Here is a 26,596-nt window from a genome sequence, read left to right on the forward strand (position 1 = left end):
GCAAACGACGCGCAAGAGCGCTGCAGGCATTGTAATTAAGAAATGTGTCTTGTAGCTTTCCGGCTGAGAGCTGGCGCCGGCGCGGCGACTCAGCCGGATGGAGAGCATCGGTATGGGCGGCACATCATTCGCCACGGTGGGAAAGCCTGAACACGTCCCCACAGATCGGGTCGTCGATTTCGATTACATGCATCCTGCGGGGCTGGAAAACGGCACTGTCTATGATGTGCTGCGCGAACTCCAGAACGGCCCCGACATTGTCTGGACCCCGCGCTACGGCGGGCACTGGATCGTCACCCGGTTCGAGGACGTGAAATGGGTGCAGGACAATTTCGCCATCTTCAGCCACGAGGAATTCACGATCCCGCGTGAGGCATCGCCGATCAAGATGCCGCCGCTGACGGTCGATCCGCCGCTGCATGCCCGCTATCGCGCCGTGCTCAACCCCTTTTTCACCCCGCGCAAGGTGGCCGAGATGGGTGAGCAGGCGCGTGCTTTGACCAACGAACTGATCGACAAGGTCATTGCCACCGGCCGGTGCGATTTTCGCAAGGACTTTGCCGAAGTAATGCCGCCGGCCATGTTCCTCGGCATTGTCGACCTCCCGGCCGAAAAGCGCGAGCAGTTCGTCGAGTGGGGCAAGGCTTTCATGCATGCCGACAACGCCGAGGCGCGCATGGCTGCGCTCGGGCCGATCGTCGGGTACCTGAACGGGGTCATGGCAGAACGGTACGCTGGCGACGGCGACGACATGTTGACTGCGATTACCCGCTGGCGTGACAATCCGCGCTTCGGCGGGGAACACGAAGTGATCGGCATGGCCCTGCTGGTCTACTTTGGCGGGCTGGACACTGTGGCCAACCTTCTGTCCTTCGTCGCCTGGCATCTGGCCGAACATCCCGGGCATCAGCGCCGCCTGCGCGACGACCCGGACATCATCCCGGCAGCGGCAGAGGAATACTTCCGCCGCTTCGGCCTGTCCAACACCGGTCGCCTGATCCTTTCAGATGTCGAGCGGGACGGGGTCACGATGAAGGCGGGCGAGATGGTCATGGTCCCGATCGGCGCTTCCTCGATCGACGAGCGGCGCTATCCCGATCCGCTCACTGTCGACTTCGACCGGCCGGGCAATTTTGCACCCGGTGGCGGCAGCCACAACACCTTCGGCAATGGCCCGCACAAGTGCCTCGGCCAGCCCCTGGCCCGGGCCGAGCTGAAGGTCTTCCTTGAAGAGTGGATGCGCCGGGTGCCCGAATTCCGGATCGATCCCGCCAGGCCGCCAGTCTCGCACATGGGCAGTGTCAACGGCGTGTCCCAGCTTCACCTGCTGTGGGATGTCTGACCGTGGCAGACGTGCTGCCGATGGGGCACTTCTACCAGTTCGGCTACCTGTCGCGGGACATCGATGCCGCATCAGCTGCCCTGCGTGACCGCTTCGGCATCACGCAGGTCCGGCGCAAGCGATCGAGCGACTGGATGGAGACGCTTCACGCCTGGACCGGGCAAACCATGGTTGAGGTGATCGTCTGCGGTGAAGGCGCACCTGCGCTCTACACCGATTTTCCGCTGCCGCCCGCCGGTGATCTGGTGCTTCACCATCTGGGGCGCCGGATCATGGACGAGGAGACCTGGGCGGGGATGGAGCGGGTCGCCGCAGCCAAGGGCCTGCGCACCGAAATGATGGGGTCGGTCATGAACGGCCAGCTGCGCTACGCCTATGTCGATACCCGCCAGATGCTGGGCCTCTACACCGAATATGTGATGCTTAGCGGGGACGCGTTGCGCATCTACGACGATGTGCCGCAAAACGGATGAACCGCAGGGCCTGACGGCGGACAGCCGCTGGCCCGGCGTGGGGAGAGTGCCATGAATGCTGATTTCGCGGGGCAGATTGCGCCGATGTTCGACTTGTCCGGCAAGGTGGCGCTGGTCACCGGCGGTGCCGTGGGGATGGGCAAGGGGGCGGGCCTCGCCATGGCAGCAGCCGGGGCGAACGTCGTCCTTGCCGACGAGGCCGATCGCGTGGCCGCGCTGGCCGATCTCCCTGCCGGTGTTTCTGCCAAAGCCTGCGACATCACCAGCGAAGCATCGCTGCAGGAGCTGGTTGTCTCGGTCATCGCTGCTCATGGCGGCATCGACATTCTGATCAATGGCGCGGTGGTCAACCACAACAAGCCGATCCTCGAAACCTCGGCAGAGGAATGGGACCGGGTTCAGGCGATCAACCTGCGCAGCGCCTTTGTCGTCACGCGTGAGGTGGTGCCATCGATGCAGCAGCGCGGCGGCGGGCGGATCATCAACATCACCACGATGGGCTCGGTCCATCCGGTCCTGAACGGCAACGGCGCCTATTCCGCATCGCGCGCCGGGCTCAACCAGTTCACCCGCAATTGTGCGCTGGATTTTGCCGGGGACGGGATCACGGCCAATGCCATCCTGCCCGGTGCGATCATCACCGAGACAATCCCGTCCGGCCTGCGCCCCACCGGGCCGGGTGCCGATCCCGCCCGTCATCTTGGCGGCTATGGCAAGGTCGATGACGTGACCGGCCTTGCCCTGCTGCTCGCCGCGCCGGCCGGGCGCTACATTACTGGCCAGCTGATCGCAGTCGACGGCGGCTTCCTCGTTTCCTGAAAGGCATTCCCATGGCAGTCGACACCCAGGCAATCTGCGATCTGTTTTCGGTTCCCGGCAAGGTCGCGATCATTACCGGCGCCGGTTCCGGCATTGGCGAGGCAACCGCCCACCTGTTCAGCAAGGCGGGGGCCAGGGTAGTCATCGCCGATCTCGTCCCAGCCGACGGGCAGCGGGTGGCCGATGCGATCGCTGCCGAAGGGGGCGAGGCGATCGCCGTCGCCTGCGACGTGTCCGACGAAGCCCAGGTGAAGGCGATGGTGGCCAAGGCGCGCGAGGCCTTTGGCGGCGTCGACATTCTGGTCAACAATGCGGCCTACCGCCCCAAGGCGGACTTCTTCGAAATGGGCGTCGAAGACTGGGACAAGATGCACGCGGTCAACACCCGCGGCACTTTCCTGTGCATGCGCGAAGTGATCAAGGTCATGCGTGACCAGGGCAAGGAACGGGGCGGTGCCATCGTCAATATCTCCACCATCGGCACGGCCCTGCCGACCATCGTTAACAACGTCCACTATGACAGCTCGAAGGCCGGCGTGAATTCGATCACCAAGTCGACCGCCACGGAATTTGCCGCAGATGGCATCCGCATCAACGCGGTCATGCCCGGTGGCGTCGACACGGGCGGTGCCAAGAAGATGCAGACAGACCCGTCGCGCAACTTCGTTCCCAAGGGGCCGATCATGATGCCGGGCCGCCTGCTGCTTGGCATTGCCCAGCCGATCCAGCTGGCTAGTGCGATCCTGTTCCTTGCCAGCCCTGCGTCGAGCTACATGACCGGCCATATCATGGCCGTCGATGGCGGCTATCTTGTAGGTTGAGGAGGCACCAGCATGATCACGCATCCTGACAGCGCCACCCTTCCGCGCCGCGCTCTCCTGATCGGGGACCGGCACGTCGAAAGTGCCAGTGGCGGCACGCATACCCATGTCTACGCCGGGACCGGGCAACCCACCGCCGAAGTCCCGCTGGCAGGCGCGCGAGAGATTGACGAGGCCGTGGCCGCAGCCCGCAAGGCGGCCCCGCTCTGGGCCGGAATGCCGCGGGACCAGCGGCGCGATTGCCTGATCCGCCTGGCCGGATTGCTGCGCGAAAATGCTGCAGAACTCACGCGCCTGTCCGTGATCGACAACGGCGTCGTCGTGGCCACCCAGCAATATGGCCCGCACGTCGCTGCCGACCTGTTCCTCTACAATGCCGGCTGGACCGACAAGATCGGCGGCGAGGTGATTTCCACCTGGCCGGGCGATGCGCTGGATTACACACTTGACGAACCTTACGGCGTCGTTGCCGTCATCATCCCGTGGAATGGCCCGGTCTATGCGCTTGGCATGGTTCTGGCCCCGGCACTGGCGGCGGGCAATGCGATCGTGGTCAAGCCGCCGGAACTCGCCCCCTATGCGGCGCTGCGCTTTGGCGAACTGTGCCTTGAGGCCGGTCTTCCGGCAGGAACCGTCAACATCGTCCCCGGCGGGCCGGAAGGCGGCGCGGCGCTGACCAGCCATCCCGGGATCGACAAGATCAGCTTCACCGGCAGCGGGGCGACGGCACGGCACATCCTGTCGTCTGCGCAAAAGAACATGACCCCGGTGCAACTGGAACTGGGCGGCAAATCGGCCTCGATCGTTTTCGACGATGCTGATCTCGATGCGTTCGCGCAAATGGGCCTGGCCGGTATCGTCAACAATGCCGGGCAGGGGTGCATCAACCCCACCCGGCTGCTGGTCCAGCGCGCGATCTACGAGGCCGTGCTTGAACGCCTTGCCGCCACGGCGAGGGCCTTGCCGGTGGGCGATCCCACCGATCCGGCCTCGGTTATCGGCCCGGTGATCGATGATCGCGCGGTTCAGCGCATCATGGGCATGATCGAGCGCGCCAAGGCCGATGGTTCGCGCCTGCTGGCCGGTGGCGAGCGCATGGGTGGCGATCTTGCGGGTGGCTATTTCATCCAGCCGACCGTCTTTGCTGACGTCGCGCACAAGTCCGAGCTGTCGCAGTGCGAGGTCTTCGGCCCGGTGCTGGCGGTCATGCCGTTCGATACCGAGGAAGAGGCGATCGCCCTTGCGAACGATACCGAATTCGGGCTGGCGGGCTATGTCTGGACCCAGAACCTGAAGCGGGCCCACCGCTGCGCCCGGGCGCTGGTTGCGGGCAATGTCTGGGTCAACGGCTTCACCGGGATTCCGGCTGCAATTCCGTTCGGCGGGGTCGGCCAAAGCGGGGTAGGCCGGCTTGGTGGCATTCATGGCCTGCGCGAATTCCTGCGCCCCAAGAATATCTGGATGGCAATGGGATGACACCGCCTGCGATGCATGCCGGACAATAGCGACAATGGACGAGGACGCCGCCAAGTGAATGACGAAGCCGATTTCGTGATCGTCGGTTCGGGCAGCGCGGGCGCTGTCCTCGCTGCCCGGCTCAGCGAAAACCCGAAGACCCGGGTTATCCTGCTCGAAGCGGGCAAGGATCGGACGAAGGAGCTGTTCGTGCGGATGCCGGCAGGCTCCTACGCCATGATGCAGCGCCCGCGGTATGACTGGTCCTACATGACCGAGCCCGATCCCACGATTGGCGGACGGGTGACGGGATGGTCGGGCGGCAAGATGCTGGGCGGATCAAGCTCGATCAACGGCATGGTCTATGTGCGCGGCAACCGCCGCGATTATGATCGCTGGGTAGAGGCCGGCGCGACCGGGTGGGGCTGGGACACCATGCTGCCCTACTTCCTCAAGTCCGAAAACTTTATCGGACCCGACAGCCAGTGGCATGGCAAGCACGGGCCAATGAAGGTTGGCCGCGCGAACGTGCGCCACCCGATCTGCGATGCGGTCATCGGCGCGTTCGAGGCCTGCGGCGTCCCGCACCTCGATGAATACTGCGCCGGGGACCAGTTCGGCGTCTATGACATCTACTCCACCGCCCCCGGCGGCATGCGCCAGAGCACTGCGGTTTCCTTCCTCCAGCAGGCACGCGGCCGCCCCAACCTCAGGATCGTCACCGATGCCATGGCTGACCGGGTTCTGATCCGTGATGGCCGGGCAGTCGGCGTCAGGGCCACTGTCGGGGGCGAGGTCCGCGATTTCGCTGCGCGCGAGGTAATCGTGTCCGCTGGCACCCTGCAAAGCCCCGGCGTGCTGATGCGCTCAGGCATCGGGCCCGCCGCGCACCTTGCCGACCTTGGCATCCCGGTTGTCGCGGATCTCCCGGTCGGCCAGAACCTGCAGGATCACAACGGCGTCTCGACCAGTCGCTTCATCGACATGCCGACTTACAACAGCCCCTTCGGCCCCTGGACGATCGGGCGGGATCTCCTGCGCTGGTTCCTGCGCAAGGACGGGCCGATGGCCAGTCCGGCGGTCCACGTCATGGCCGGGCTCAAGTCCGATCCATCGCTGGACGAGGCGGACCTTTCCGTCAGCGTCCTTGCCCTGGCGCTCGATTTCAGCAGCGGCGCGCCCGGCATGGCCAAGCGGCCCGGCATCACTATCGGCGGCAACAACATGCGCCCCTACAGCCGGGGTGAGATCCGCCTGCGCAGCCGCGATCCGCAGGACAAGCCAATCATCGACCACCGTCTGCTGTCTGACGAGCGCGATCTGGAGCGGCTGGTCATCCTGACCCGCATGTTTGACCAGGTGTGGGAGGCCGAACCCCTGGCCAGCCACGTCACCGGGCTTAATCTGCCCGACCGGCCGCTGGCCAGCGATGACGAGCGGCGCGACTGGATCAGGTCGATGGTCGGCATCGGCTATCACCCTGCGGGCACCTGCCGCATGGGCGGGGCCGATGCCGTGTGCGACCCGGAACTGCGCGTACGTGGCGTAGTCGGGCTGCGGGTGTGCGACGCATCGGTGATGCCGCTGGTCGTATCCGGCAACACCAACGCCGCTACTATCGCAATTGCCGAACGGGCTGCGGAACTAATCACCAAATGAGGATATCGGGGCGTTAACGGCCACGGGATACCTGCCTCATCACGGAGACGAAAAGTCCGCATTGGGAGAAGGCAATGAAGACCTGGGCCGAATATGTCGACCTGCTGAAACCGGCGGGCGATATCCTTGAAAATACCACCGCACCGGTGGATGAACAGTTGCGCGCGGACCTGTACCGCCAGTTCTCGATGAACCTGTCGCAGGCCTATTTCCTGCTGATGATGACCGACCCGCGCTATCCCGAATTCGTCCCTTTCGAGAATTCGGCCTTCCTGCTTCAACCGAACCCGGACTCGATCTATTATGTGACCAGCGTGGACGGTACGGGCACCTACCGCATCATCGGAGAGCGGGGGAATGCGCCGGTCGTCGGCTTTGCCACTGGCAACAAGCTGTTCGGCACCAACGGCTCGCAACCCGGCAAGGGCTTCGGCAACTACGATTTGAACGACCTGACGCTCGACGCCGATGGCCGATTCGACGTGATCTTCAGCGCCGAACGCCCGGCGGGCTACGAGGGTGACTGGCTGCACCTCCACCCGGAGGCCGATTTCATCCTCGTCCGCCAGTTTTCCTACGACTGGGGCAACGAGCGAGACTGCCGGATGGCGATCGAGCGGCTCGACAAGCCGGCCACGGTGCGCGCCCGCCTGACCCCGGACGAAGTCGATGCCAGGCTGCGCCACGTTTTCGCCTATATGGGAGACGTGACCCGCGTCGCGATGAACTCGATCCGCCGCCCACACGATGGCGGGTTCATCAACAAGATGCACATCCACACCTTCCAGGACATGGGCAACGGCAACGATTGGCCGCAGGCCTATTTCGAGATGGTGTTCGATATCGCGCAGGACGAGGCGCTGGTGATCGAAAGCGAGCTGCCGGAAACCCGCACTTACTGGAACGTCCAGGTGATCGACGGCCTGTGGAACCAGGTCGATATCCCCTATCGCCAGAGCAGCCTCAACGGCCACACGGCCAAAGTCGATGCCGATGGCAAGTTCCGCGCGGTCCTGTCGCACCAGGATCCGGGCTATTACAACTGGCTCGACACGGGCGACAACACCTACGGGATGCTGATCGGGCGATGGTATCGCTGCTCGTCCACGCCCACGCCACAGATCACCAAGGTCAAGTTCGCCGATCTTGCCAGCCACCTCGGCGATGCCACCCCGCGCGCCACCCCTACAGAACGCGAAGCGCAGTTGCGGCAGCGGCTGATCGGCAACCAGATGCGCCGCAAGTGGTGATCTGCGGCTGACGCTTGTCAGTTCTGTGATCTGTCGGCCCTGTGATCTATCGGCCCTGTGATCTTCGATAGCGAGTGCCTGCCAGCCATTGCGCAGGCACTCGCTTCCCCGCAGTCATGGCGCGACAACTCACAGGCAGGAACCGAGATGAGCGCACCCAACCCCTTCGTCGGCACCCTGTTCGACCTGTCAGGCCATACGGCGCTGGTCACCGGTGGCAGCCGGGGGATCGGGCGGGCCATTTCGGAACGGCTGGCCCAGCACGGCGCGAACGTGATCATCGCCGGGCGCAAGCTCGACAGTGCGCAAGCCGTGGCGGATGCGATCAACGCCAGGCAGGGCGGCCGTGCCATTGCCGTGGCCGCCAACATCACCCGCGCCGATGAGCTCGAAGCGCTCGTCGCCGCGGGTGAGGCGGCTTTTGGCACGATCGACATCCTCGTCACCAACGCCGGGCTGCACATCCACGTCGGCCCCAGTGCGCAGATGACCGAGGCGGTGCTGGAAAAGACCATCGACGGCAATTTTCGCGCCCTGCACCGGCTGGCCCAGCGGCTGCTGCCGGGCATGGTCGGCCAGGGCTGGGGCCGGGTGATCAACATCGGCACCATTGCTGCGCATTTCGGCAGCGGGGTCTATCATTCCTACACGCTGAGCAAGCAGCTTGGCATGCAATATGTGCGCAACATCGCGGTTGAACATGGCGAAGCCGGGGTCCGCGCGAACACGGTCTCGCCGGGACTGGTCCAGACCGACATGGCCCAGGGATTGATCGACAATCCTGATGAACTGGCCAAGGAAATGGCGCGGTCCACCGTGGGTCGGATGGGCGCTCCAGACGAAATTGCCGGGGTAGTCGTTATGCTTGCCTGCGATGCGGGCGGCTACGTCAATGGACAGACGATCGCCGTCGATGGCGGCCAGACGATCCGCTACGTGGCCTAGGACATCGGACAATGGCGAAAGATCATGCTGCACGGGTAATCTTGGCGAACAACAGGCAGGGCGAAGCCACGGTGGATGCCCCGCTGAACGCCGGTTTCCCGGTTGGCGCCAGGGTTCCTCGGTCACTTGCAGCGCGTGCGCAAGTGGAAGGCGGCGTTACCGTCATCCGGGGCAACTTCGATGATCCTGCCAGCTTGGATAGCGCGATGACGGGGTCTTGTGCCACGCTCGAAGGGGATCAGGCTGGCTTCGCCCGCGACTGTTCCTGCGCGATGCCTCGGTATTCGCACAATGACTGGTCTTTCCGCAATCGGGCAACGTTAGCCCTAGCCTGACCCATTCAAACAAGCAAAACCAAGGAGGATAGCCTATGACCAGAGTTGTTCGCCCCCCAAGCTCTGCCAAGCCGGCGGGATTACTGGGCTACGAGCTGTTCCAGACCGCCTATGTGTCGAATGACCTGGACCGCGCGGTCCAGGTCATCGGCGATGCCTATGGCTTTGCCAACTGGTCCTACATCGATGCTGGCGTCATGCGCATAGCTCTCGCCTGGTCCAACGGCCAGCAGTACGAAGTGATCGAGACTGCTAGAGACCAGACCCAGCCGCTTTACGATGACTGGATTGACCGGACTGGCGATTTCGTCATTCGCCACCATCACTTCGGCTACTTCGTCAACTCGGACGAGGAATGGGAACTCCTCCGGAGCCAGATCACCGCTGCCGGCCGCAAGCTGTGGATGGATGTCGATACCGGAACGATGAAAGTCATCTACATCGAAGCGCCTGAGCTCGGCCATTTCCTCGAATACATCTACCCCAATGAGGAAGGTCGCCACTTCTACACGCAGTGCGCCGCCAATTGAAACTGAGCATAGGGCCCCTGGAAAAGGCTGCTCTCAGCTAACATCGCATAGGAGATAAGGCGCTGGCGGCGATCGTCGACAGCCGCCTTTCTCCTTGCCAAGCAGCGCTCTGGTTCGCAGAAACCGACCATGACCACGTTCGATTACATCATTGTTGGCGCCGGTTCTGCGGGCTGTGTCCTGGCGGAACAGCTCTCTGCTGACCACTCGGTCAATGTATTGCTGGTTGAAGAAGGGCGTTCTGGCGACACCTTCGTGATCAACATGCCAAAGGGCTTCGGCAAGACTCTGGCCGATCCCACCACCGCACATTTCTATCCGACAGTGAACGCCCGCGAGGATGGCGGCGGACAGGAAGTCTGGATCCGCGGCAAGATGCTGGGTGGCTCCAGCGGAGTTAACGGCATGGTCTGGAACCGCGGCGTCGCAGCTGACTATGACCGGCTGGCCGAACTTGCCGGCGACCAGTGGTCGTGGGAACACATGCGTCCGGCCTTCCTCGCGCTGGAGAACCACGCCAGCGGGCCCAGCGAAGACCGTGGCGTGGGCGGGCCGATCGAAGTCAAGACCCACCCTGCCCCATCTCCCCTGCTCAAGGCATGGGTCGAAGCCGGGCGCGAAATGGGCCTGCCGGTGAAGCAGGATCATTCCGATCCCCGCCAGGAAGGCACCGGCCCGCTGCAATGGAACATCGATGCCAAGGGCCGGCGCGTCTCGGCTGCCAAGGGCTTTCTCAAGCGGGCACGGCGACGGCCCAACCTCAAGGTCGAAACCGGTATCCGGACAGACCGGGTGATTGTAGAGAACGGCCGCGCAGTCGGCATCGCCGGCGTCCGCGATGATGGGACGCCGGTCGAATTCCGCTCGCAGGGAGAAGTCATCCTCTCCGCCGGCGCGATCGGTTCGCCGCGTATCCTCCAGTTGTCCGGCATCGGTTCGGGCCAGGACCTCAAGGCAGCAGGGATCGACGTGGTACTCGATAGCGAAGGCGTCGGTCGCCACATGCGCGAACATTCGCTGATCCTGATGAACTGGCGGCTGAAGCGGATGCGGGACAGCGTCAACAACCAGTTCACCGGGCCGCGCCTGCTCGCCAACGTGGCGAAACATGTTGCGGGCAAGCCGAATATCATGAGCTACGGGTCGTCCGAAGCCGCGGCTTTTGTCAAGGTCCTGCCTGAAAGCGAACGACCGGACAGCCAGCTGATGTATTCGCCTTACAGCGTCGCCACGGACAAGGGCATGGCGATGGAGCAGGAACCGGGCATGCAGGTCTACGCCATGACCCTGCGCCCGCGCAGCGAAGGCCACGTGCTCGTGCGGAGCAATGATCCCGCCGCCATGCTGGAGATCGACCCCCGCTTCCTGACGGACGAGTATGACCAGCGCGCGGCCATTGGCCAGTTCCGCTTTGTCCGTACCCTGATGGCGCAGCCCGCCCTGCAGCCTTTCATCCACGGCGAAACGGCCTTTACCGCTGGCGCCCAGACCGACGCGGAAATCCTCGACCTGTTCCGGCGCTATGGCCAGGCCGGCTATCATGCCACGGCGACTGTGCGGATGGGCAAGGACAATTCTGCGCCGCTGGATGGCCGCCTCCGCCTGCGCGGGATCGAAGGGCTACGGGTGGTCGACTGTTCGGTCTTCCCCGAAATGATCGCGGGCAACACCAATGCGCCAACAATGGGAATGGCGATGCGTGCCGCCCGACTGATCCACGAGGATCGTCGTCAGCGCAACTAAGCCACACAGGCCCCGTCCCGTTGGCTACAGCTATCGATGGCGCGCTTTGGCGTTAGCGGTCGCCTTTGACGTGACCACCCGATCTTCCTCCACTTCAAACTCTAATGCGCCCGACGCGAAATCTGCCTCGATCTTGGTCCAGAATTTGTCGCACATCCTCGTGAGGGGTGGACCACGAGAAACTTAAGTTCGGGTTGTGTTCGGGTATCGATCATTCGGGAGGCGACTTCGCCCGGTATTGCTGTCGCGGTTTCTGGCTAACCCAAAGCTTTGCCGGCAGAATAGCGCAAATGGGTCGAACTGGCCGCACTGATGAGATCGAGTCTGCAATGATGCATGAAAAGGCACCGGCATCGGCCGGCATCGATCGATGAGTGCGGCACAACCCGTAGACGATCCACCAATCAGGCGAGTGCGCAGAGATCAGAACCGCACGGCGAGGCTACCTTCGGTAACATCATTTTTCCGAAAGGTCGTCGAACAATCATCGGAAATCGCATGACAACTGATCAGATCATTCACCGACGCATGCAGCCGAATGAATGCGCCAACTACAGCCGAGACACAGGCTATGGCGCATTGTAGTGTCGTCACACTCTAGCCTTCGGCAAGACGGGCGGCCCGCAGTGCGGCGCGGCGCACCTTGCCAGCGTCGTCGCGAACCCGCTCATGGGTATACTCGGCTGAGCGGGGTCGCTTGTACGGAGCCAGTCGCTCCAGCGCGATTTTAATGAACGCCAGTGCTTGATCAGATGCAGGTATTGCGACACCATCGGCCAGTTCGACGATGGCATGGATGCGGTTGCCCATATCAGCGTCAGGAAGGCCGATAACCGCAGCGCAAAGTACGCCGGGCACACGCTCAAGCGCAGCTTCGATCTCGGCCGGGTAGACGTTGACCCCGCCGACCAGGATCATATCGGTGCGTCGGTCCGCGATGTAGAGGTAGCCATCGCCATCGACCCAGCCCATGTCACCCAGCCCGTCTAGATCGCCCTGTATCCGCGTGCCCGCACCGATGTAGCGGTAGTTCACGCCGACGCCGATGGTGCGCCGGAACAGGATTTCGCCGATCTCGCCGGGGGGCAGCGGATTGCCCGCACCATCGACGATCAGGATCGTATCTCCCGGGTTCGCGCGGCCTACCGAGCCGGGTCGTTCCAGCCACTCGGAGCCCCTGATCAGGGTGGAGCCGAGCCGTTCGGTCGAGCCGTAGACTTCCCAGACTACGTCCGGCCCGACCCGATCGAGCCACCAGCGTTTCACGTCCTGCGGGCAGGGGGCGGAGGAATGCATGAGGAACTTCAGGGAAGAAAGGTCTGCCGCCGCCGTCACCGCAGGGTCGAGCCGCGCGATCCGGCTCATCATTGTCGGCACCATCGGGGCCACGGTTACGCGATGACGCCCGGCCAGTTCCAGCCATTCAGCGGGATCGAACCGCTCCATGCAGACGACATGACATCCTTCCGCCAGGGCGACGATCGCGAAGGAAAAGGGCGAGGTGTGGTAGAGCGGCCCGGCGTTGATCACCGTGCTGAACGCGGGGCGAAACGGCACGGTCTTGTCCGGACCCCAGCCGGATGAGATCGGATCGACGACCAGCTTCGGCCGTCCGGTGCTGCCGCCGCTGGCCAGGATCTTGCCGGGAGAGGAGACGATGGGCGGTAACGGACCGTCCGGCAACGTGTCGGGCAGCGGATCGTCAATTTCCAGCAGTGGCCAGTCGCCTGCGGGCGTTGCCCCGGTTCCGATCACCAGCCGGGGCTGGGCGAGAGAAAGGACTTCCGCCATTTCCGGCGCGGTCAGGCGTTGCGAGATGGGACAGGGAGTCGCCCCCAGCTTCCATGCGGCATAGACAGCCAGCGCATATTCCGGCCGGTTCGGCATGGTGATGGCCACCGTGTCGCCGGGCTGGACGCCGCGGGCGGCCAAGGCCCGGGCCATCCGGTTGGCTCCGGCATCCATCTGCGCGAAAGTCAGCGTGCGTCCCGCAAAGGTAAAGGCGGGCTGATCGGGCTGCCGTGCCGCCTGAGCACTCAAAAGCGCGCCGATTGGTGCACCGGCGACAGGGAGCCCCGCCTCGTCCAGCAATGCGTCGATGGCGCGTGTCGCCTGATCCATTCCAGCCCGGTCCGGCTCAACGCATCGCATTCTGCCCGCCATCGACCGGCAGGACCAGCCCGGTGATCATCGCCGCTTCGGCAGAGCAGAGGAAGATCACGGCAGCCGCGATTTCCTCGGGCCGCACCGGCCGCTTGATGATATGGTCGGACGCCATTTCGATCTGCTGTTCCGGCGTGAACATCTGGCTGATGATCGGCGTTGCGACAAGGCCGGGCGCGATGCAGTTGACCCGGATGTTGTGCTGGCCATAGGCGCGGGCGGCGTGTGCGGTCATCTGGATGACCCCCGCCTTGGCGCCCGAATAGACGATGTCCGCCGCCTGAGTCGTGCTTACGCCAGCCATCGACGCAGTGTTGACGATCACGCCGCCGCCCCGTTCGCGCATCACCGGCAGCTGGTAGCGCATGCCGAGGAACACCGATTTGAACGACAGGTTCATCGTAAAATCGTAATCCGCCGGGCCGATGTCCTCCAGCGCCTTGCCGGTGCCGCAGCCGACGTTGTTGTGCGCGAAATCGAGGGAGCCGAACCGGTCGAGCGTGGCCTGGATCAAGGCTTCGACCTCTTCGGCGCTGGTGGCATCGACCTTTCTTGCGGCGGCCTCTCCCCCGGCGGCGGTGATCTGTCTGACGGTTTCCTCGGCGGCATCGCCGTTGATATCGGTAACCATGACCCGCGCGCCCTTGGCCGCGAAGGCCAGTGCAGATGCCTGCCCGATGCCTGAGCCGGCTCCGGTGACAAGGGCGGTCTTTCCGCTGAAGTGGGTGTCGGTCATTGTCTGATATCCTCAAGTCAAATTCAGTTAGGCGTCAGCGCGCCGGACGAAAATCTTCGGTCTGGTCGTATCCGGCATGGGTCGGGATCACGACGGCAATGCCGTTTTCGCGCTTTTCCACACGGGGCAGCACGGTGTGGACGGTGCTTTGCCGCGCAACTGCCATCGCATCGGCACGGTCGGCATGGCGAGCCAGGACGGACAGGTTCATCCGGGTCGGGAAAACGATCTTGCGCGCGCCCGATGCAGCATGCTCCAGCGCTTGGGCAGGCCGCACCCACACTGCCTCTACCGCTTCATTCCCGTCGCAGCAGACGGCGTGCCGTTCCGGCGCGGCAGCAAGGAAGAAATGCGTATCATAGCGCTTGGTGTTGCCTTCGGGGGTGATCCAGTGCGCGAAATGCACCAGATCATCCAGCGCGAGGACCGCATCGTAATGCCGCACGATGGCAGCAAAGTCCGCGATGTCAGCGCGATCTTCCGGGATGGCAGTGCCATCGCGCAGCCGGGCCAGCAGCAGGCCGGTCTCCTCGAACGTCTCACGGTATGCGGCGATGCGCAGCGCGCGCTCCTGCTGGCTCAGGTCTTCCGCCCCGGTCAGATGTGGCAACCAGCTTTCATCGCCGTCGCCGGGATCGACCACGCCGCCGGGGAACACCAGCGCGGAGGAGAAATCCTGTGCGGCATGGCGTTCGATCATCAGCACCTCGAACGGATCGTCGCGCAGGACGAGGATCGTGGCTGAAGGCCGGGGAGGAGCGGCGGTGGTCATGGGTGCAGGGGTTCGCTGAACAGGAGGACAATCAAGCCGGAGCAGGCGCTGGTTGGCGGCGATGCAGGGCGAAGATCATAACAAGGCCCAGCACCATCAGCCCCGCCAGCAGCATGAACACTGCCGCCGGCCCGGCGCTTTCGCCCACCTGGCCACTGATGAACGGAAAGGCCATCTGCGATCCATAGAGGCAGAAGGTGAGGACGCCCATTGCTGCCGGAGCCGCGCTTTCGCTGCCTGCGCTTTCGATCGCGGCGGCATAGGCCGACGACACGTAGACGGCGACACCGATGGCAAGCAGGCTCATGCCCGCCGTCGCCATGACCACGTTCGGAGCCAGCGCAATGACAAGGCAGCCGAGCACCATGCTGACAAGGCCGAGCTTGAGCAGGGCCTGCGTGCCGATGCGCTTGTGCATGAAGCCGTAGCTGCCCGATCCGGCCAGCGAAAAGAGTGACATGATGGCCAGCAACTGGCCGATCTTGGCTGGCTCGGTCACCCCGATCGAGGCGAGCAGGAAGGGCGTGTACATCGAGCTTGCGACCATCGCGAGGCCGGACAGGGCAGTCACGATGGCCAGGATGACCGGAAGGCCGGCAAGAATCCCTGCCTTGGCTGGCGCTGCTCCGGCATGGGGGGTATCGACCTTCGGCGCGGAATGTCCGGGCAGGGCAAGGGCCAGCGGGATGGCCACCAGCAGGATGAGGTGCGTGAGGAAGGCCAGGCGCCAGCTGTCTTCTGCCAGCATCCCGACAAGCGGGAACAGCGGCAGGCAGATCGCCCCGCCGAAGAAACTGTTGAGGCCAAGCACGGTCGCGCGCTGGCTTTCGGGAAGGCGCGCAATTCCCGACATGCCGGCGGTGAGCCCGCCAGCGACGCCTATCGCCAGGACGACGCGCAGCGCCAGGATGGCAGTCAGGTCATCGCACAGCGCCGGCCCGGCACCGCCGATCGCCATCAGGACGACCGACGCCATATAGACCGTGCGCAACCCGAAGCGGTTGATCAGCCTGCCCGCGAGCGGCGAGGCAAGCGCGAAGACCGGCGCGACGATCGAGCCGATCAACTGCACCAGCAGCGCTGCATTGGGGACGCTGGCAAATTCCTGACCCAGGCGCGGCAGGACCGAACCCATCGAGAAGAGGCCGATTGCGACGAATGGGCCGATCGCGATCAGCGCCGCCTTGCCCACAACGCCAACCCTGGACCATGGGTCCGCCGCCTGATCCATCACAGTCTCTCCCGGTCATTTTGACTCTGTAAAGGGGAGTGTATCGAAGGATCGGACCGCGCAAAGCCCAGATCGGTCTGGCCGGGTCAAAAGCCGGCAATTATCAGGGCTGCGATCCTTCGCGCAGCATGGCGCATCGTGTCCCTTCGCGCACGACCACCAGATGCATGCCCGGAACCGTGTATTCGGTGAAGGTCTCGAACGGTTCGCGGCGACCGCGGCTGACCGGGCGCAGATAGCTTTCAGGGTCGACGGACAGGGTGATGGTGCCGACGACCGGATCGTCGGCGGTTACGGTCACCGAAGATGGGGTGACGCTTGCCACGGTGGCCGCAAAGGCGCTTGGCCGGGCTGCGGACTGGACGCGCGTGTCGAACGAGATGCGCAGGCGGTCAGACGTGTTGGGCAGGCCTGCGTGCGGCGAACAGGGATGAACCACCAGCAGGTCGCCCGGTTCGTAGGCGATGGTTGCCCACGAATCCTCCTCGATCGCGCCTTCCGGGATCGGGAAGGGGTTGGGCTTGGCCACGTTGTGGAGATAGCCCTTCCTGTGCTGGCCCACCGCCACGGTCAGGCCGCCAACTTCGCGCGGGCAGGAGACGAGCGGAATCCACAAGGGCCGGTAATCCTGGATGCCGGGGCTGTAGAACCCGTCCTGATGGACCATCGTCACTGGCCCGTTCGGCGGGTACAGCCGGTACTGCACCATCGGCACCATGCAGGCTTTTTCGCCGAGGATCTTCGCCAGCAGGTCCTGATTGGCAGGATGCTCCACCAGCTTGCGCGAGATTCCGGCGAATACCGGCAGTTCCTCGCTCCACGCGACATGGGCCTTGCCGGTCCAGCGGCCAAGCGGATCGCCCTTCTCGACCAGCCCGAACTCGTCAGCCGCAATATCGAGCATGGCCTGCCGCGCATCGCGGACCGATCGCGGATCGAGCACGTCCCGGAAAAACAGGTAGCCGTTGTCCGAATAGAACCGCTCGAGCGCGGCATGATCATCCAGCAGGTGGTTGCAGATCTCGAACGTGCGACTGGGCCGGATCGAGGCGGTATCGAAATCGGCAGCTTCGGGCAGATGAAGGGCTTGCGCGTTCATGGCGGATGTCATCCTCTCGTGGGGTTTGCCCCTTGCGCAGAATATGACATCTGCCACCTGCGCTTCACAGGATGAATTTTCGCATCATGCGGATGTTGCTGTTCAATTCTCCGCAGCCAGCTTCTCCAGTTCACGGTCAATCATTGCGTTGAGCCCCACCGCCATGGGCCGGTGCGTAAGCTCCAGATAATAGCCGAAATGCGCCACAGTATCGAGGTGGATCACCGCGGCGCCGCCATCGGGCGTCCGGGCTCCCCAGCTTTCGAACACGCATTCGGCGCCTGCGGGCCGCTGGGCAAGGTCGTCCGTGGCATAGCCAAGGTGGAAGATGCCTTCCCCGCGTGTCTCCAGCCATTCCTTGGCATTGCCCTCGCCAATCACCGGCTGCACCATCTCGAGGTAGACGTTGCCCCACCGGGCAAAGGCGTTGCGATTGGCAAACCGGCCCCGCCAATCGCGGTAACGCCCCTCATAATCGGTATCGAGTCGCCAGAACGGCCCGACCCCCATGGTCTGCTGATAGCGCGCCATGCCTTCGTCTATGTCGCGCACCACGACGCCGATCTGGAAGAAGTCGCCTGCAACGAGCATCCCGTTTTCCTTCTGTCAGTAGTCGCGGCTGAACCGGTCCAGCGGCGTGATGATGCGCTGGCCCACGCCCGCTAGGCGCTGGACCGGCTTGGTCCCATGTGCCGATGCGGCCTCTCCCCAGGCGAACCAGATGTCCGGCTCGCGCGTGTCGCCCACCTTGCGCCAGCGGCCATCCAGCTGGGGATTGGGGATCGGTCCAAGGTCTGGCATCCGCCCGCGCGGGTCCGGCAGGAACTCAAACTCTTCCCCGAATACTGTCGCCTTGATCCCTGTGTGCCAGTAATTGTCCGGGCCGTAAGTCACCTCGCAGTCCACGTCATAGGTGAAGCGGACTTCTCCCTTCTCGTTGGTGAGGATGCCGAATCCCATCAGGTCGTTGCCGATCAAGAAGTGCCCGCCTTCAAGCGTCCCGTCCTTGTAGATCGTGGCCCAGGTATACCAGGCCAGTTCCAGCTCTTCCTGGACCAGCGCGTCCTTGGTCACATAGCATTCGCCGCCGGTGTACATGTACATGACGTCGAAGCCGATCAGGCCGCGAACCTTGCGGCCCATGATCGTGCCTTCCATCTTCATGATGCAGGCAACGTAGGACATCGCGGCGGTGCGGCTGGGGATGTACCATTGCAGGCCCGGCTTGATCAGTGTGCCGCTGATATCCATGACGCCTTCTTCCACCCAGCGGCAGCTTTCGGGCGTCCATTCGGCGCGGAAGGGATTGCCGGGTACGTCGGGGTGGCTGCGCCAGACGATGCTGTCGCCTTCGCGGCCGAACAGGTGCCCGTCGTTCGGAGCGGACCTGCGGCCGACCGGGTCCATCTTGAAATGGTCCGTGCCGACGTTGTGCTGAAGGTAGAAGTAGCGCCGCGTGTCCTTCTTGGACCCCGGCAGGCCATATGGTATCCGGCGCATCGGGCAAAACATGTTGCCCTCGTCGTCTCGCAGGGTTCCCCACAGATAGAGCCCTTCGGGATCCATACCCATCATCGGTTCGAGGTTGGCCATGGATTCGAGCGTCGGCTGGAACGCCCCGGCAACGGGCTGAAAGGCATATTCCCCCATGCCTGGAATGACCTTGCCGTTCGGTAATGTGTGCTTTTCTGCCTGACCGGGCATCGCGACTGTTCTCCCGTCAAATTGTGTTCTTGCCGTCATCCTATGGGATCGGAGCAGCAGGCCTAGACCAACGTCGTACCCATCGCCTGCATGATCGCGGCACGATGCCAAGCGGAACAGAGGCATCTAAGACAAGCTATGTCCCAAACACCCGTTGTCAGCCGAAGACATGTCACGGGACAATACCCTCGATAAAAAGAGGAGAGCTGCCATGGACGTCCTTGCTGCGAAGGAGAGAGACGGCGAACTGCTGATGCCGGACGCGTCCTTGCTGGAGGGCATCCGGTCCGGGCAGTGGCCGCTCAGCAGGATGATCCGCGAAACGCTGTCGGTCTATGCCGACAGGCCCGCGCTGGCGTGGCGGCCGCTGGACCCGGCCGGTCCGGCAGGTCACTCGGCCCAGTTCACGACCGTGACCTTCGCCGAACTGGGGGCAGAGGCGCGGCGCATTGCCGCCTTCCTCGCCCATCATCGCAGCACCGGGCTGAAGGCGGGAGACCCGGTGGTGACGCTGGCCTTTGCCGGTCCGCAGTTCGTCGCGATCGACCTTGCCCTCGGCCTGACCGGCCTGCCGATCGTACCGCTCCAGACCAATGCCACGACCGAGCAACTCACCCGGATCGTCACCGAGCTGAACACCCGCGTCCTGTGCATCAGCAGCGAACACCTCGACATGGCGGTGGCCATGGCCGAAGGCGCCGCGGCGGTGACCTGCGTGATCATCTTCGATCTCGATGACGCCTCGCCTGCCCTGCTCGATGCCGTCGAAGCCGCCCGCGCCGCCCTTTCGCGCAGCGGCCGGACGCTCGTCACTTTCCGCGAGGCGATCGCTGCCGGTGCAACCTTGCCCGAAGCCACGCCGTTCGAGCCGGAACCTGGCGCTGATCCGCTGTCGATCGTCTATTATACCTCGGGCAGCACCGGTGCGCCGAAGGGGGCGATGTATACCGAGCGGCTGGTCCAGCCGACCTGGGCCATGGCGCGCGATCATTCTGTGATCGTCCTGCATTACCAGCCGCTCAATCACAGCTTCGGCAAGTCGTACATCTCGATGGCACTGGCATCGGGGGGCACGACCTACTTCACCGCGCGCAGCGATCTATCGACCTTGCTGGACGACATGGCCGTGGTCCGGCCGACCACGCTGGCGCTGGTCCCGCGCATTTCCGAACTGCTCTACCAGCGTTTCCACGCCGAGCATGGCGAAGCCATGGCCATCGGCGGCGATACGGCGCAAGCGGCACTGATCCGGTTCCGCGAGAAGGCGCTGGGTGGGCGCATCCGCGATGCGGTGACCGGGGCCGCGCCATTGTCGCCCGAACTCCAGACCTTTGTCGAGGAACTGCTCGGCATGCCGCTGGTCGACGGTTATGGCGCGACCGAGCTGGGGATGGTGGCGGTCAACGGCTATGTCCAGAAGCCGCCGGTGATCGACTATCGCCTGATCGACGTGCCCGAACTCGGCTATTTCACCACCGACAAGCCGTTTCCGCGCGGGGAACTGATCGTCAAGTCGGCACGGGTCTTTGCCGGCTATCTCGGCCAGCCCGAACTGACCGCCTCGCTGATCGACGCCGAAGGGTTCTACCACACCGGCGACATCATGGCCGAGATCGAGCCGGGCCGGATTCGCTATCTCGACCGGCGCAACAACGTGCTGAAGCTGTCGCAGGGCGAATTCGTGGCCGTGGCGCGGCTTGAATCGCTCTATGCCGGTGGCCACCCGGACATCGCCCAGATCTTCGTCTATGGCAGCAGCAGCCGGGCCTACCTGCTCGCAGTCGTCGTTCCCAATGCCGAAGTGGTGCCGCCCACGCTGCCCGAAGCAGAGGTCAAGGCCCGCCTGCTCACCGCCCTGCGCGAGGTGGCGGCGGCGAACGATCTGCAGGCCTTCGAAGTGCCGCGTGACATCATTGTCGAGCGCACGCCGTTCTCCCCTGACAACGGATTGCTGACCGGTGTCGGCAAGGTCCTGCGCCCGGCGCTCAAGGCCCGCTATGCCGATGATCTGGAACTGCTCTATTCCACCATGGCGCAGCAGCAGGACGCCGAACTGGTCGCGCTGCGGCGCGAGGGCGCGGGCGGTCCGGTGCTGGAAACGCTGTACCGGGCCGCGCGGTCGGTCCTCGGGATGGAAACGCTGGACGCTGCCGTGCCGGTGTCCTTTGCCGATCTCGGCGGCGATTCCCTGTCAGCGGTGCAGTTTTCGCTGCTGCTCGAAGACATCTACGGCATCCCGGTGGAGGCCGGTGCGATCATGCATCCGACCGGCGACCTGCATCAGCTCGCCCGGCAGATCGAGCGCGACCGTGCCGGGCAGCAGCGCGCCACCTTCGTGTCGGTCCACGGGGAAGGGGCCACTGTGCTGGAAGCCTCGCAGCTGACGCTCGATCAGTTCATCGACATGACGACGCTTGGCCTTGCCAGCGCCCTGCCGCCCCCGGCTGCGCAGGAGCCCTCGCATGTCCTGCTGACCGGCGCCAACGGCTTCCTCGGCCGGTTCCTGTGCCTTGAATGGCTGCAACGGCTGGAACGCACCGGCGGGCGGCTGACCTGCATTGCGCGCGGTGCCGATGATGCCTCGGCCCGGGCGCGGCTGCTCGATGCCTTTGCCAGCGGCGACGATGCCCTGGCGGCAGAGATTGCCCGTCTGGGTGACCGGCTGGAAGTCCTGGCCGGCGATCTGGCCGAACCGCGCCTTGGCCTTGCGGACGAGGCATGGACGCGTCTCGCGGGGGATGTCGACCTGATCGTCCACCCAGCGGCGCTGGTGAACCACAAGCTGCCCTATCGCCAGCTGTTCGGCCCCAATGTCGCGGGGACGGCCGAGCTGATCCGGCTCGCCCTGACCACCCGGCTGAAGCGGATCGTCAACGTATCGACCATGGCCGTCGCCATGCAGCAGCACGCGGTGGACGAGGACACGCCGATCCGCAAAGCCGTGCCGCGCTGGACGATCAGCGATGCCTATGCCGATGGCTATGCCGCCAGCAAGTGGGCGGGCGAGGTGCTGCTGGCCGACGCGCACGATCGGTTCGGCCTGCCAGTCGCCAACTTCCGTTCGAACATGATCCTTGCGCACAGCCGCTATACCGGCCAGCTCAACGTGCCGGACATGTTCACGCGGTGGGTGTTCAGCATTGCCCAGACGGGCCTTGCGCCGCAGAGCTTCTATGCGGGGGACGCTGCCCGCGCCCATTACGAAGGCCTGCCGGTGGACTTCATCGCCCGAGCGGTGGTGGAAATCGGCGAGAACCGCCGTCAGGACCTGTACAGCTTCCACGTGCTCAACCCGCATGACGACGGCGTGTCGCTGGACAGCTTCGTCGACTGGATCGCCCAGGCGGGCGTGCCGGTGCACAAGGTCGCTCCGTTCGAGGACTGGCGCGAGCGGTTCGAAACGGCCCTGCGCGCGCTGCCCGAAAGCAAGCGCCAGGCTTCGCTCCTGCCGCTGATGGAGGCGTTCAGTCGCCCGGCCCCAGCGGTTGCGGGGAGGCGGATGAGCAGCAACCGGTTTGCCGAGGGGGTGGCGAACTGGGTCGAGGGCGGCACGATCCCGCATCTCGGGCCGGAGCTGATGGCGAAGTACCTGGCGGATATCCGCGTTGCCGGTCTGCTGTAACGGCGCGTTCAGGCCCGTGCCGCGGGCAGCACCGATGCGGCGGGTTGCAGCAATGAGCGGATGCGGACCAGTTCCTTGCCTACCGGCTCGAGGGCTTCCGCCGTCCAGGTGGCGCTAAGTCCGCTCGAGGCGAGGCCCCAGTAGCGTCGGTCCGGCCCGCTGCCCTCGATCAAGGGCACGGCGGCTGCGGCATATTGGCCGTCGAACATGTCGGGAAACAGGATGAAGCCATGCGCCTCGTACTGATGGATGGCCCGCTCGATCCGTTCCTTGCGACGCGGCCATGCATCGGGGTTACGCGTGGCAATCGCCTCAAGCACAGCCCGGCGTTCGTCCTCGGGCAGAACGGTGAGGACCGCCAGCCCGCCGGAGGAGGAAGCCAGCGATGCGCGCCAGCCAACCGGCTGGCCCGGCACCACGAAGCTGCCAATGGTCTGTTCGACCGACAGGATCTCGACCCCGTTGCGCAGGCTGAGCGACGTGGTCGTGCGCATCTGCTGGGTCAGCTGTTCCATATAGGGCCGGGCGAGGGCAGGAAGGTCCTGCCCCTGGATCGCGGCATAGCCCAGTGTCATCGCTGGCGCGCCGACCCGCAGCGCCGCCCCGCCCGATGTCTTCACCAGAAAGCCCCGATCGATCAGCGTGCTGCACAGCCGCCACGTCGTAGGTTGGCTCAATCCCACCTGCCGGGCGATCTCCGAAACCGTCAGCTGCGCGCCCGGCCGGTCAAAGCATTGCAGGATCGAAAGCCCTCTGGCGAGCGCGGTCACCCCACTTTCGCGCTTGGCGGGGGTTTGGGTTGACTCCGAATCGCTCATCATGGTACTCCAATCACATAGCGAATACATTATTCGCATAATGAATAAGCGATAGCAAGCCGGAATTGAGGAGAATGGCCGTGGACAGCTTCGACACTTTCGAGACCACCTTCACCCAGGATACGCCGATCAGCGCGGTGGACTGGCCGATGAACCGCGAAGTGAACGACAGCGGCTGGCGTCCGCCTGCCGGCACCCGCGTGATCTCGGTCGATGACCACGGGATGGAAGAAGAAGGCCTGTGGGAAAAGCGCCTGTCGGCTGCCGACAAGGAGCGCGCGCCCAAGTTGTGGCAGGACAAGGAAGACAACCGCTGGCACATGTCGGTCGACGGCATGAGCTATGACGTGCCCGGCATCGAAGGCCTGATCGGCGAAGGCCGTCCCGGCTTCTGGGACGCCAAGGAGCGCCTGAAGGACATGGACGCCGAAGGCATCGACGTGTCGCTGTTCTTCCACTCGCGCGCCATGTCGCTGGTCCGCATGGAGGACAAGGTGTTCTTTACCCGCTGCATGGACGCCTACAACGAATGGCTGGCCGAAACCTGCGCCGCCAATCCGGATCGCCTGATCGGCGTTGGCATCCTGCCCACGATCTACAAGCCCGAAGACACCGCCGCCTACATCGACAAGATGAAGGGCCTTGGCCTGAAGGCGCTCGAAATCCCCTCGGCGCCGAAGAACGTGCCCTACAACGCCTCTGCCATGGAGCCGATGTGGGAAGCGATCGCCGATAGCGGCATCCCGGTGATGTTCCACGTCGGCGCCTATCTCGAGTTCCGCGGCAAGGGTGCGACCGGTGCCAACCTGACCAAGAACCTCGGGCCCTATCGCCCGCTGTGGTCGCTGCTTGCCTTCTCGGGCATCCTTGAACGCCACCCCAACCTCAAGGTCGTGTTCTGCGAAGGCGGCTTCGGCTGGGTGCCATGGACGCTGCAGGATGCGGACCGCATCTACCAGGTCTACGAAACCGAAATGAAGCCCAAGCTGCAGGAACTGCCGAGCTACTACTTCCGCCGCCAGTGCTATTCCGCGATCATGTCCGACGACGTCGGCCTGAAGCTCGCCAAGGAATACAACCTGACCGACAACATGCTGTGGTCGTGCGACTATCCGCATGGCGAAAGCGTGTTTGGCGAATCGCGCAACGAAGTGAAGAAGATCTTCGACGTGCTGGGCGAGGAAAAGGGCAAGGACGTCGTCGGACGCAACGCCGCCAAGCTCTGGAACCTCTGACCGCATCGTTCGCATGCATGATTTGACCCGGTCCGGCCATTGCCGGGCCGGGTCTTTTCTTGTCACCTTGGCGCAACTGTTGGCGGAGAAGCGGAATGAGCCTCGAACGATTGCTGCGGCTGGATGGGAAGGTTTTCGCCGTCACGGGTGCCGGGCAGGGGATCGGCCGTGCGGTTGTCCGCCTGTTCGTCGAAGCCGGGGCACGGGTTGCGGCGATCGATATTGCGGCGCGCGGGCTTGAGGCACTTGCGGCAGAGGTGCCGGGGATCACGCCCTATGTCTGCGATATCTCCGCTGAACCGCAGGTCGAGGACTGCTTTGCCCGGATCCTCGGCGATCACGGCAAGCTCCACGGAATAGTCCACGCTGCCGCCATCTTCCCCAAGCGCGCTTTCGTTACAATGACCGCTGCGCAGTGGGACGAGCTTCACGCGGTCAATACTCGCGGCAGCTTTCTGGTCCTGCGCGAAGCGGTCAAGGCCATCCGACCCGGGGGAGAGGGCGGGGCGATCGTCAATGTCTCATCCGCCAGCGGCGAGCGGGCGCTGGTCCATCACAATTCCGCCTATGGCGCGTCGAAGGCAGCGCTGACCAACCTCACCCGATCGGTCGCGGTCGAAGTGGGTGGCGATGGCATCCGGGTCAACGCCGTCCTGCCCGGCGGCGTCATGACCGAGGGGGCCGCAGCTGCCACGGCGAAGATGGCGGCAGACGGCCTCGCCACGACCGGGCCGATCATGGCACCGGGGCGCCTACCGCTCGGCCGCGCGGCCCAGCCCGAGGAAATCGCCGCCGCCTGCCTGTTCCTTGCCGGGCCCGCATCGGCCTACATCACTGGCCAGACGCTCGCCGTGGATGGCGGTTTTCTGGTGAGCTGACGCTGCGGGCAGCGCCATTGTGATGGATCAAGCCCCGGTTGACAGAAAGTTTGCCGCCCGACGCAGTCTGGTGTTGTTTCTCGATCAAACAGATTTGAGAGAGGGCGAACATGGATCTGCAACTTGCCGGGCTGCGCTGCCTGATCACCGGCAGCAGCTCCGGCATCGGTGAAGGCATTGCCCACACCCTTGCCGCCGAGGGCGCAAGCGTCATCGTTCATGGCCGGGACCAGCAGCGCACTGCCGCAGTGGCCGCGGCGATCGGTGGGCGCGGCCAGCCAGTCCTTGCTGTCACGGGCGATCTGGTCGATCCTGACGGATGTGCCGAGGTCGCAAGGCGCTGTAATGAAATGCTCGGCGGGGTCGATGTCCTGATCAACAATGCTGGCGGGAAGACCAGCAGCCACAAGCAGGATGGGGTCGCTCGCCCGGCAAACGCGGCCTGGCTGGAAACGCCGTGGGACGAATGGCGCTGGACCTATGACCAGAACGTCGGCGCCGCGGTCAGGCTGATCCAGGCTTTCGCGCCTGGCATGGTCGAGCGCGGCTTCGGGCGGATCATCAACGTGGCCAGCGCCTCTGCCACGCAACCGCCGCCTGACTTGGCGGACTATGCACCGGCCAAGGCGGCCATGGTCAACATGACGGTAGGTCTGGCCAAGACCCTTGGCGGCAGCGGGGTGACCGTGAACGCGATTACCCCGGGCACCATCCTCACCCCGGCGGTCCAGTCCACATTCACCGGCTGGGCCCGACAGCTGGGATGGGATGACACGTCATGGGACGAGATCGAGCGGCGCTTCACCTCCGAAGTGCTGCCGCAGCCGATCAGGCAGTTCGGCCGGCCAGACGACATCGGCCGCATGGCGGCGCTGCTCGCCAGTCCGCTGTCATCCTACATGACCGGATCCAACTATCGCGTCGACGGCGGCTTCTGCCAGTCGATCAACTAGAGTGAGGTGACGC

22 protein-coding genes are annotated in these 26,596 nt (G+C 64.3%); 14 read left to right on the forward strand and 8 right to left on the reverse strand.

The genetic code is table 11. The annotated features are described in order from the left end of the window. Nucleotides 1-112 precede the first annotated feature (112 nt). The 10 genes from POM99_RS18955 (at nucleotide 113) to POM99_RS19000 (ending at nucleotide 11,372) form a co-directional block, all read left to right on the forward strand. Nucleotides 113-1,342, forward strand: a complete 1,230-nt coding sequence (locus POM99_RS18955; protein ID WP_277280249.1) for a cytochrome P450 — start codon at nucleotides 113-115, stop codon at nucleotides 1,340-1,342. 2 nt (nucleotides 1,343-1,344) lie between these two features. After that, on the forward strand, nucleotides 1,345-1,815 hold the full coding sequence (locus POM99_RS18960) for a hypothetical protein (RefSeq protein WP_277280251.1): 471 nt from the start codon (nucleotides 1,345-1,347) through the stop codon (nucleotides 1,813-1,815). 51 nt (nucleotides 1,816-1,866) lie between these two features. After that, on the forward strand, nucleotides 1,867-2,634 hold the full coding sequence (locus POM99_RS18965) for an SDR family NAD(P)-dependent oxidoreductase (RefSeq protein ID WP_277280253.1): 768 nt from the start codon (nucleotides 1,867-1,869) through the stop codon (nucleotides 2,632-2,634). An 11-nt stretch (nucleotides 2,635-2,645) separates the two neighbouring features. Further along, on the forward strand, nucleotides 2,646-3,455 hold the full coding sequence (locus tag POM99_RS18970) for an SDR family NAD(P)-dependent oxidoreductase (RefSeq protein ID WP_277280255.1): 810 nt from the start codon (nucleotides 2,646-2,648) through the stop codon (nucleotides 3,453-3,455). A gap of 12 nt (nucleotides 3,456-3,467) precedes the next feature. Further along, nucleotides 3,468-4,931 carry an aldehyde dehydrogenase family protein gene (locus tag POM99_RS18975; protein WP_277280257.1) on the forward strand — a complete coding sequence of 488 codons (1,464 nt, stop codon included), beginning with the start codon at nucleotides 3,468-3,470 and terminating at the stop codon, nucleotides 4,929-4,931. A gap of 54 nt (nucleotides 4,932-4,985) precedes the next feature. Beyond that, the gene (locus tag POM99_RS18980) at nucleotides 4,986-6,569 is read left to right on the forward strand and encodes a GMC family oxidoreductase (protein WP_277280258.1); all 1,584 of its coding nucleotides are present in this window, start codon (nucleotides 4,986-4,988) and stop codon (nucleotides 6,567-6,569) included. A gap of 74 nt (nucleotides 6,570-6,643) precedes the next feature. Then, nucleotides 6,644-7,819, forward strand: coding sequence for a DUF1214 domain-containing protein (locus POM99_RS18985; RefSeq protein ID WP_277280259.1), 1,176 nt, complete (start codon nucleotides 6,644-6,646; stop codon nucleotides 7,817-7,819). A 147-nt stretch (nucleotides 7,820-7,966) separates the two neighbouring features. Next, nucleotides 7,967-8,764: an SDR family NAD(P)-dependent oxidoreductase gene (locus tag POM99_RS18990; protein ID WP_277280260.1), complete on the forward strand. Its 798-nt coding sequence runs from the start codon at nucleotides 7,967-7,969 to the stop codon at nucleotides 8,762-8,764. Between the two features lie 370 nt (nucleotides 8,765-9,134). Next, nucleotides 9,135-9,629 carry a VOC family protein gene (locus POM99_RS18995; protein ID WP_277280261.1) on the forward strand — a complete coding sequence of 165 codons (495 nt, stop codon included), beginning with the start codon at nucleotides 9,135-9,137 and terminating at the stop codon, nucleotides 9,627-9,629. Between the two features lie 129 nt (nucleotides 9,630-9,758). Beyond that, on the forward strand, nucleotides 9,759-11,372 hold the full coding sequence (locus tag POM99_RS19000) for a GMC family oxidoreductase (protein WP_277280262.1): 1,614 nt from the start codon (nucleotides 9,759-9,761) through the stop codon (nucleotides 11,370-11,372). 597 nt (nucleotides 11,373-11,969) lie between these two features. Here POM99_RS19000 and POM99_RS19005 read toward each other — a convergent pair. From POM99_RS19005 to POM99_RS19035, 7 genes are all read right to left on the reverse strand, one after another. After that, the gene (locus POM99_RS19005) at nucleotides 11,970-13,493 is read right to left on the reverse strand and encodes an AMP-binding protein (protein WP_277280263.1); all 1,524 of its coding nucleotides are present in this window, start codon (nucleotides 13,491-13,493) and stop codon (nucleotides 11,970-11,972) included. Between the two features lie 16 nt (nucleotides 13,494-13,509). After that, entirely contained in the window at nucleotides 13,510-14,271 is a 762-nt protein-coding gene (locus tag POM99_RS19010; RefSeq protein WP_277280264.1) for an SDR family NAD(P)-dependent oxidoreductase, read from the reverse strand. A 34-nt stretch (nucleotides 14,272-14,305) separates the two neighbouring features. Next, the gene (locus tag POM99_RS19015) at nucleotides 14,306-15,043 is read right to left on the reverse strand and encodes an NUDIX hydrolase (protein WP_277280265.1); all 738 of its coding nucleotides are present in this window, start codon (nucleotides 15,041-15,043) and stop codon (nucleotides 14,306-14,308) included. Between the two features lie 31 nt (nucleotides 15,044-15,074). Further along, the gene (locus POM99_RS19020) at nucleotides 15,075-16,274 is read right to left on the reverse strand and encodes an MFS transporter (RefSeq protein WP_277280266.1); all 1,200 of its coding nucleotides are present in this window, start codon (nucleotides 16,272-16,274) and stop codon (nucleotides 15,075-15,077) included. A 103-nt stretch (nucleotides 16,275-16,377) separates the two neighbouring features. Further along, entirely contained in the window at nucleotides 16,378-17,373 is a 996-nt protein-coding gene (locus tag POM99_RS19025) for a phytanoyl-CoA dioxygenase family protein (protein ID WP_277280267.1), read from the reverse strand. Between the two features lie 102 nt (nucleotides 17,374-17,475). Next, complete coding sequence (locus POM99_RS19030) at nucleotides 17,476-17,964, reverse strand: VOC family protein (RefSeq protein WP_277280268.1); 489 nt, start codon at nucleotides 17,962-17,964, stop codon at nucleotides 17,476-17,478. A gap of 15 nt (nucleotides 17,965-17,979) precedes the next feature. Continuing rightward, nucleotides 17,980-19,077 carry a hypothetical protein gene (locus tag POM99_RS19035; protein WP_277280269.1) on the reverse strand — a complete coding sequence of 366 codons (1,098 nt, stop codon included), beginning with the start codon at nucleotides 19,075-19,077 and terminating at the stop codon, nucleotides 17,980-17,982. Nucleotides 19,078-19,288: 211 nt separating this feature from the next. Here POM99_RS19035 and car point away from each other — a divergent pair, with 211 nt between their 5' ends. Further along, nucleotides 19,289-22,699 (forward strand): carboxylic acid reductase, encoded by a 3,411-nt coding sequence (gene car / locus POM99_RS19040; RefSeq protein ID WP_277280270.1) that lies wholly within the window; start codon nucleotides 19,289-19,291, stop codon nucleotides 22,697-22,699. Nucleotides 22,700-22,707: 8 nt separating this feature from the next. Here car and POM99_RS19045 read toward each other — a convergent pair whose 3' ends face one another. Further along, nucleotides 22,708-23,517 (reverse strand): IclR family transcriptional regulator, encoded by an 810-nt coding sequence (locus tag POM99_RS19045; RefSeq protein ID WP_277280271.1) that lies wholly within the window; start codon nucleotides 23,515-23,517, stop codon nucleotides 22,708-22,710. An 80-nt stretch (nucleotides 23,518-23,597) separates the two neighbouring features. Here POM99_RS19045 and POM99_RS19050 point away from each other — a divergent pair, with 80 nt between their 5' ends. From POM99_RS19050 to POM99_RS19060, 3 genes are all read left to right on the forward strand, one after another. Further along, nucleotides 23,598-24,752: an amidohydrolase family protein gene (locus POM99_RS19050; RefSeq protein ID WP_277280272.1), complete on the forward strand. Its 1,155-nt coding sequence runs from the start codon at nucleotides 23,598-23,600 to the stop codon at nucleotides 24,750-24,752. Nucleotides 24,753-24,847: 95 nt separating this feature from the next. Beyond that, nucleotides 24,848-25,630, forward strand: a complete 783-nt coding sequence (locus tag POM99_RS19055; protein ID WP_277280273.1) for an SDR family NAD(P)-dependent oxidoreductase — start codon at nucleotides 24,848-24,850, stop codon at nucleotides 25,628-25,630. Between the two features lie 110 nt (nucleotides 25,631-25,740). Next, complete coding sequence (locus tag POM99_RS19060; protein ID WP_277280274.1) at nucleotides 25,741-26,583, forward strand: SDR family NAD(P)-dependent oxidoreductase; 843 nt, start codon at nucleotides 25,741-25,743, stop codon at nucleotides 26,581-26,583. Nucleotides 26,584-26,596 lie beyond the last annotated feature (13 nt).

The organism is Novosphingobium cyanobacteriorum, from assembly GCF_029436685.1.
GTDB lineage: Bacteria > Pseudomonadota > Alphaproteobacteria > Sphingomonadales > Sphingomonadaceae > Novosphingobium > Novosphingobium cyanobacteriorum.

Coding starts and splice junctions, on each gene's coding strand:
- POM99_RS19035 (WP_277280269.1), bottom strand. CDS start 19,077: ATGCCCGGTCAGGCAGAAAAGCACACATTACCGAACGGCAAGGTCATT.
- POM99_RS18955 (WP_277280249.1), top strand. CDS start 113: ATGGGCGGCACATCATTCGCCACGGTGGGAAAGCCTGAACACGTCCCC.
- POM99_RS19030 (WP_277280268.1), bottom strand. CDS start 17,964: ATGCTCGTTGCAGGCGACTTCTTCCAGATCGGCGTCGTGGTGCGCGAC.
- POM99_RS19005 (WP_277280263.1), bottom strand. CDS start 13,493: ATGGATCAGGCGACACGCGCCATCGACGCATTGCTGGACGAGGCGGGG.
- POM99_RS19045 (WP_277280271.1), bottom strand. CDS start 23,517: ATGAGCGATTCGGAGTCAACCCAAACCCCCGCCAAGCGCGAAAGTGGG.
- POM99_RS19010 (WP_277280264.1), bottom strand. CDS start 14,271: ATGACCGACACCCACTTCAGCGGAAAGACCGCCCTTGTCACCGGAGCC.
- POM99_RS19025 (WP_277280267.1), bottom strand. CDS start 17,373: ATGAACGCGCAAGCCCTTCATCTGCCCGAAGCTGCCGATTTCGATACC.
- POM99_RS19060 (WP_277280274.1), top strand. CDS start 25,741: ATGGATCTGCAACTTGCCGGGCTGCGCTGCCTGATCACCGGCAGCAGC.
- POM99_RS18985 (WP_277280259.1), top strand. CDS start 6,644: ATGAAGACCTGGGCCGAATATGTCGACCTGCTGAAACCGGCGGGCGAT.
- POM99_RS18990 (WP_277280260.1), top strand. CDS start 7,967: ATGAGCGCACCCAACCCCTTCGTCGGCACCCTGTTCGACCTGTCAGGC.
- POM99_RS18995 (WP_277280261.1), top strand. CDS start 9,135: ATGACCAGAGTTGTTCGCCCCCCAAGCTCTGCCAAGCCGGCGGGATTA.
- POM99_RS19015 (WP_277280265.1), bottom strand. CDS start 15,043: ATGACCACCGCCGCTCCTCCCCGGCCTTCAGCCACGATCCTCGTCCTG.
- POM99_RS18970 (WP_277280255.1), top strand. CDS start 2,646: ATGGCAGTCGACACCCAGGCAATCTGCGATCTGTTTTCGGTTCCCGGC.
- car (WP_277280270.1), top strand. CDS start 19,289: ATGGACGTCCTTGCTGCGAAGGAGAGAGACGGCGAACTGCTGATGCCG.
- POM99_RS19020 (WP_277280266.1), bottom strand. CDS start 16,274: ATGGATCAGGCGGCGGACCCATGGTCCAGGGTTGGCGTTGTGGGCAAG.
- POM99_RS18975 (WP_277280257.1), top strand. CDS start 3,468: ATGATCACGCATCCTGACAGCGCCACCCTTCCGCGCCGCGCTCTCCTG.
- POM99_RS19055 (WP_277280273.1), top strand. CDS start 24,848: ATGAGCCTCGAACGATTGCTGCGGCTGGATGGGAAGGTTTTCGCCGTC.
- POM99_RS19000 (WP_277280262.1), top strand. CDS start 9,759: ATGACCACGTTCGATTACATCATTGTTGGCGCCGGTTCTGCGGGCTGT.
- POM99_RS18965 (WP_277280253.1), top strand. CDS start 1,867: ATGAATGCTGATTTCGCGGGGCAGATTGCGCCGATGTTCGACTTGTCC.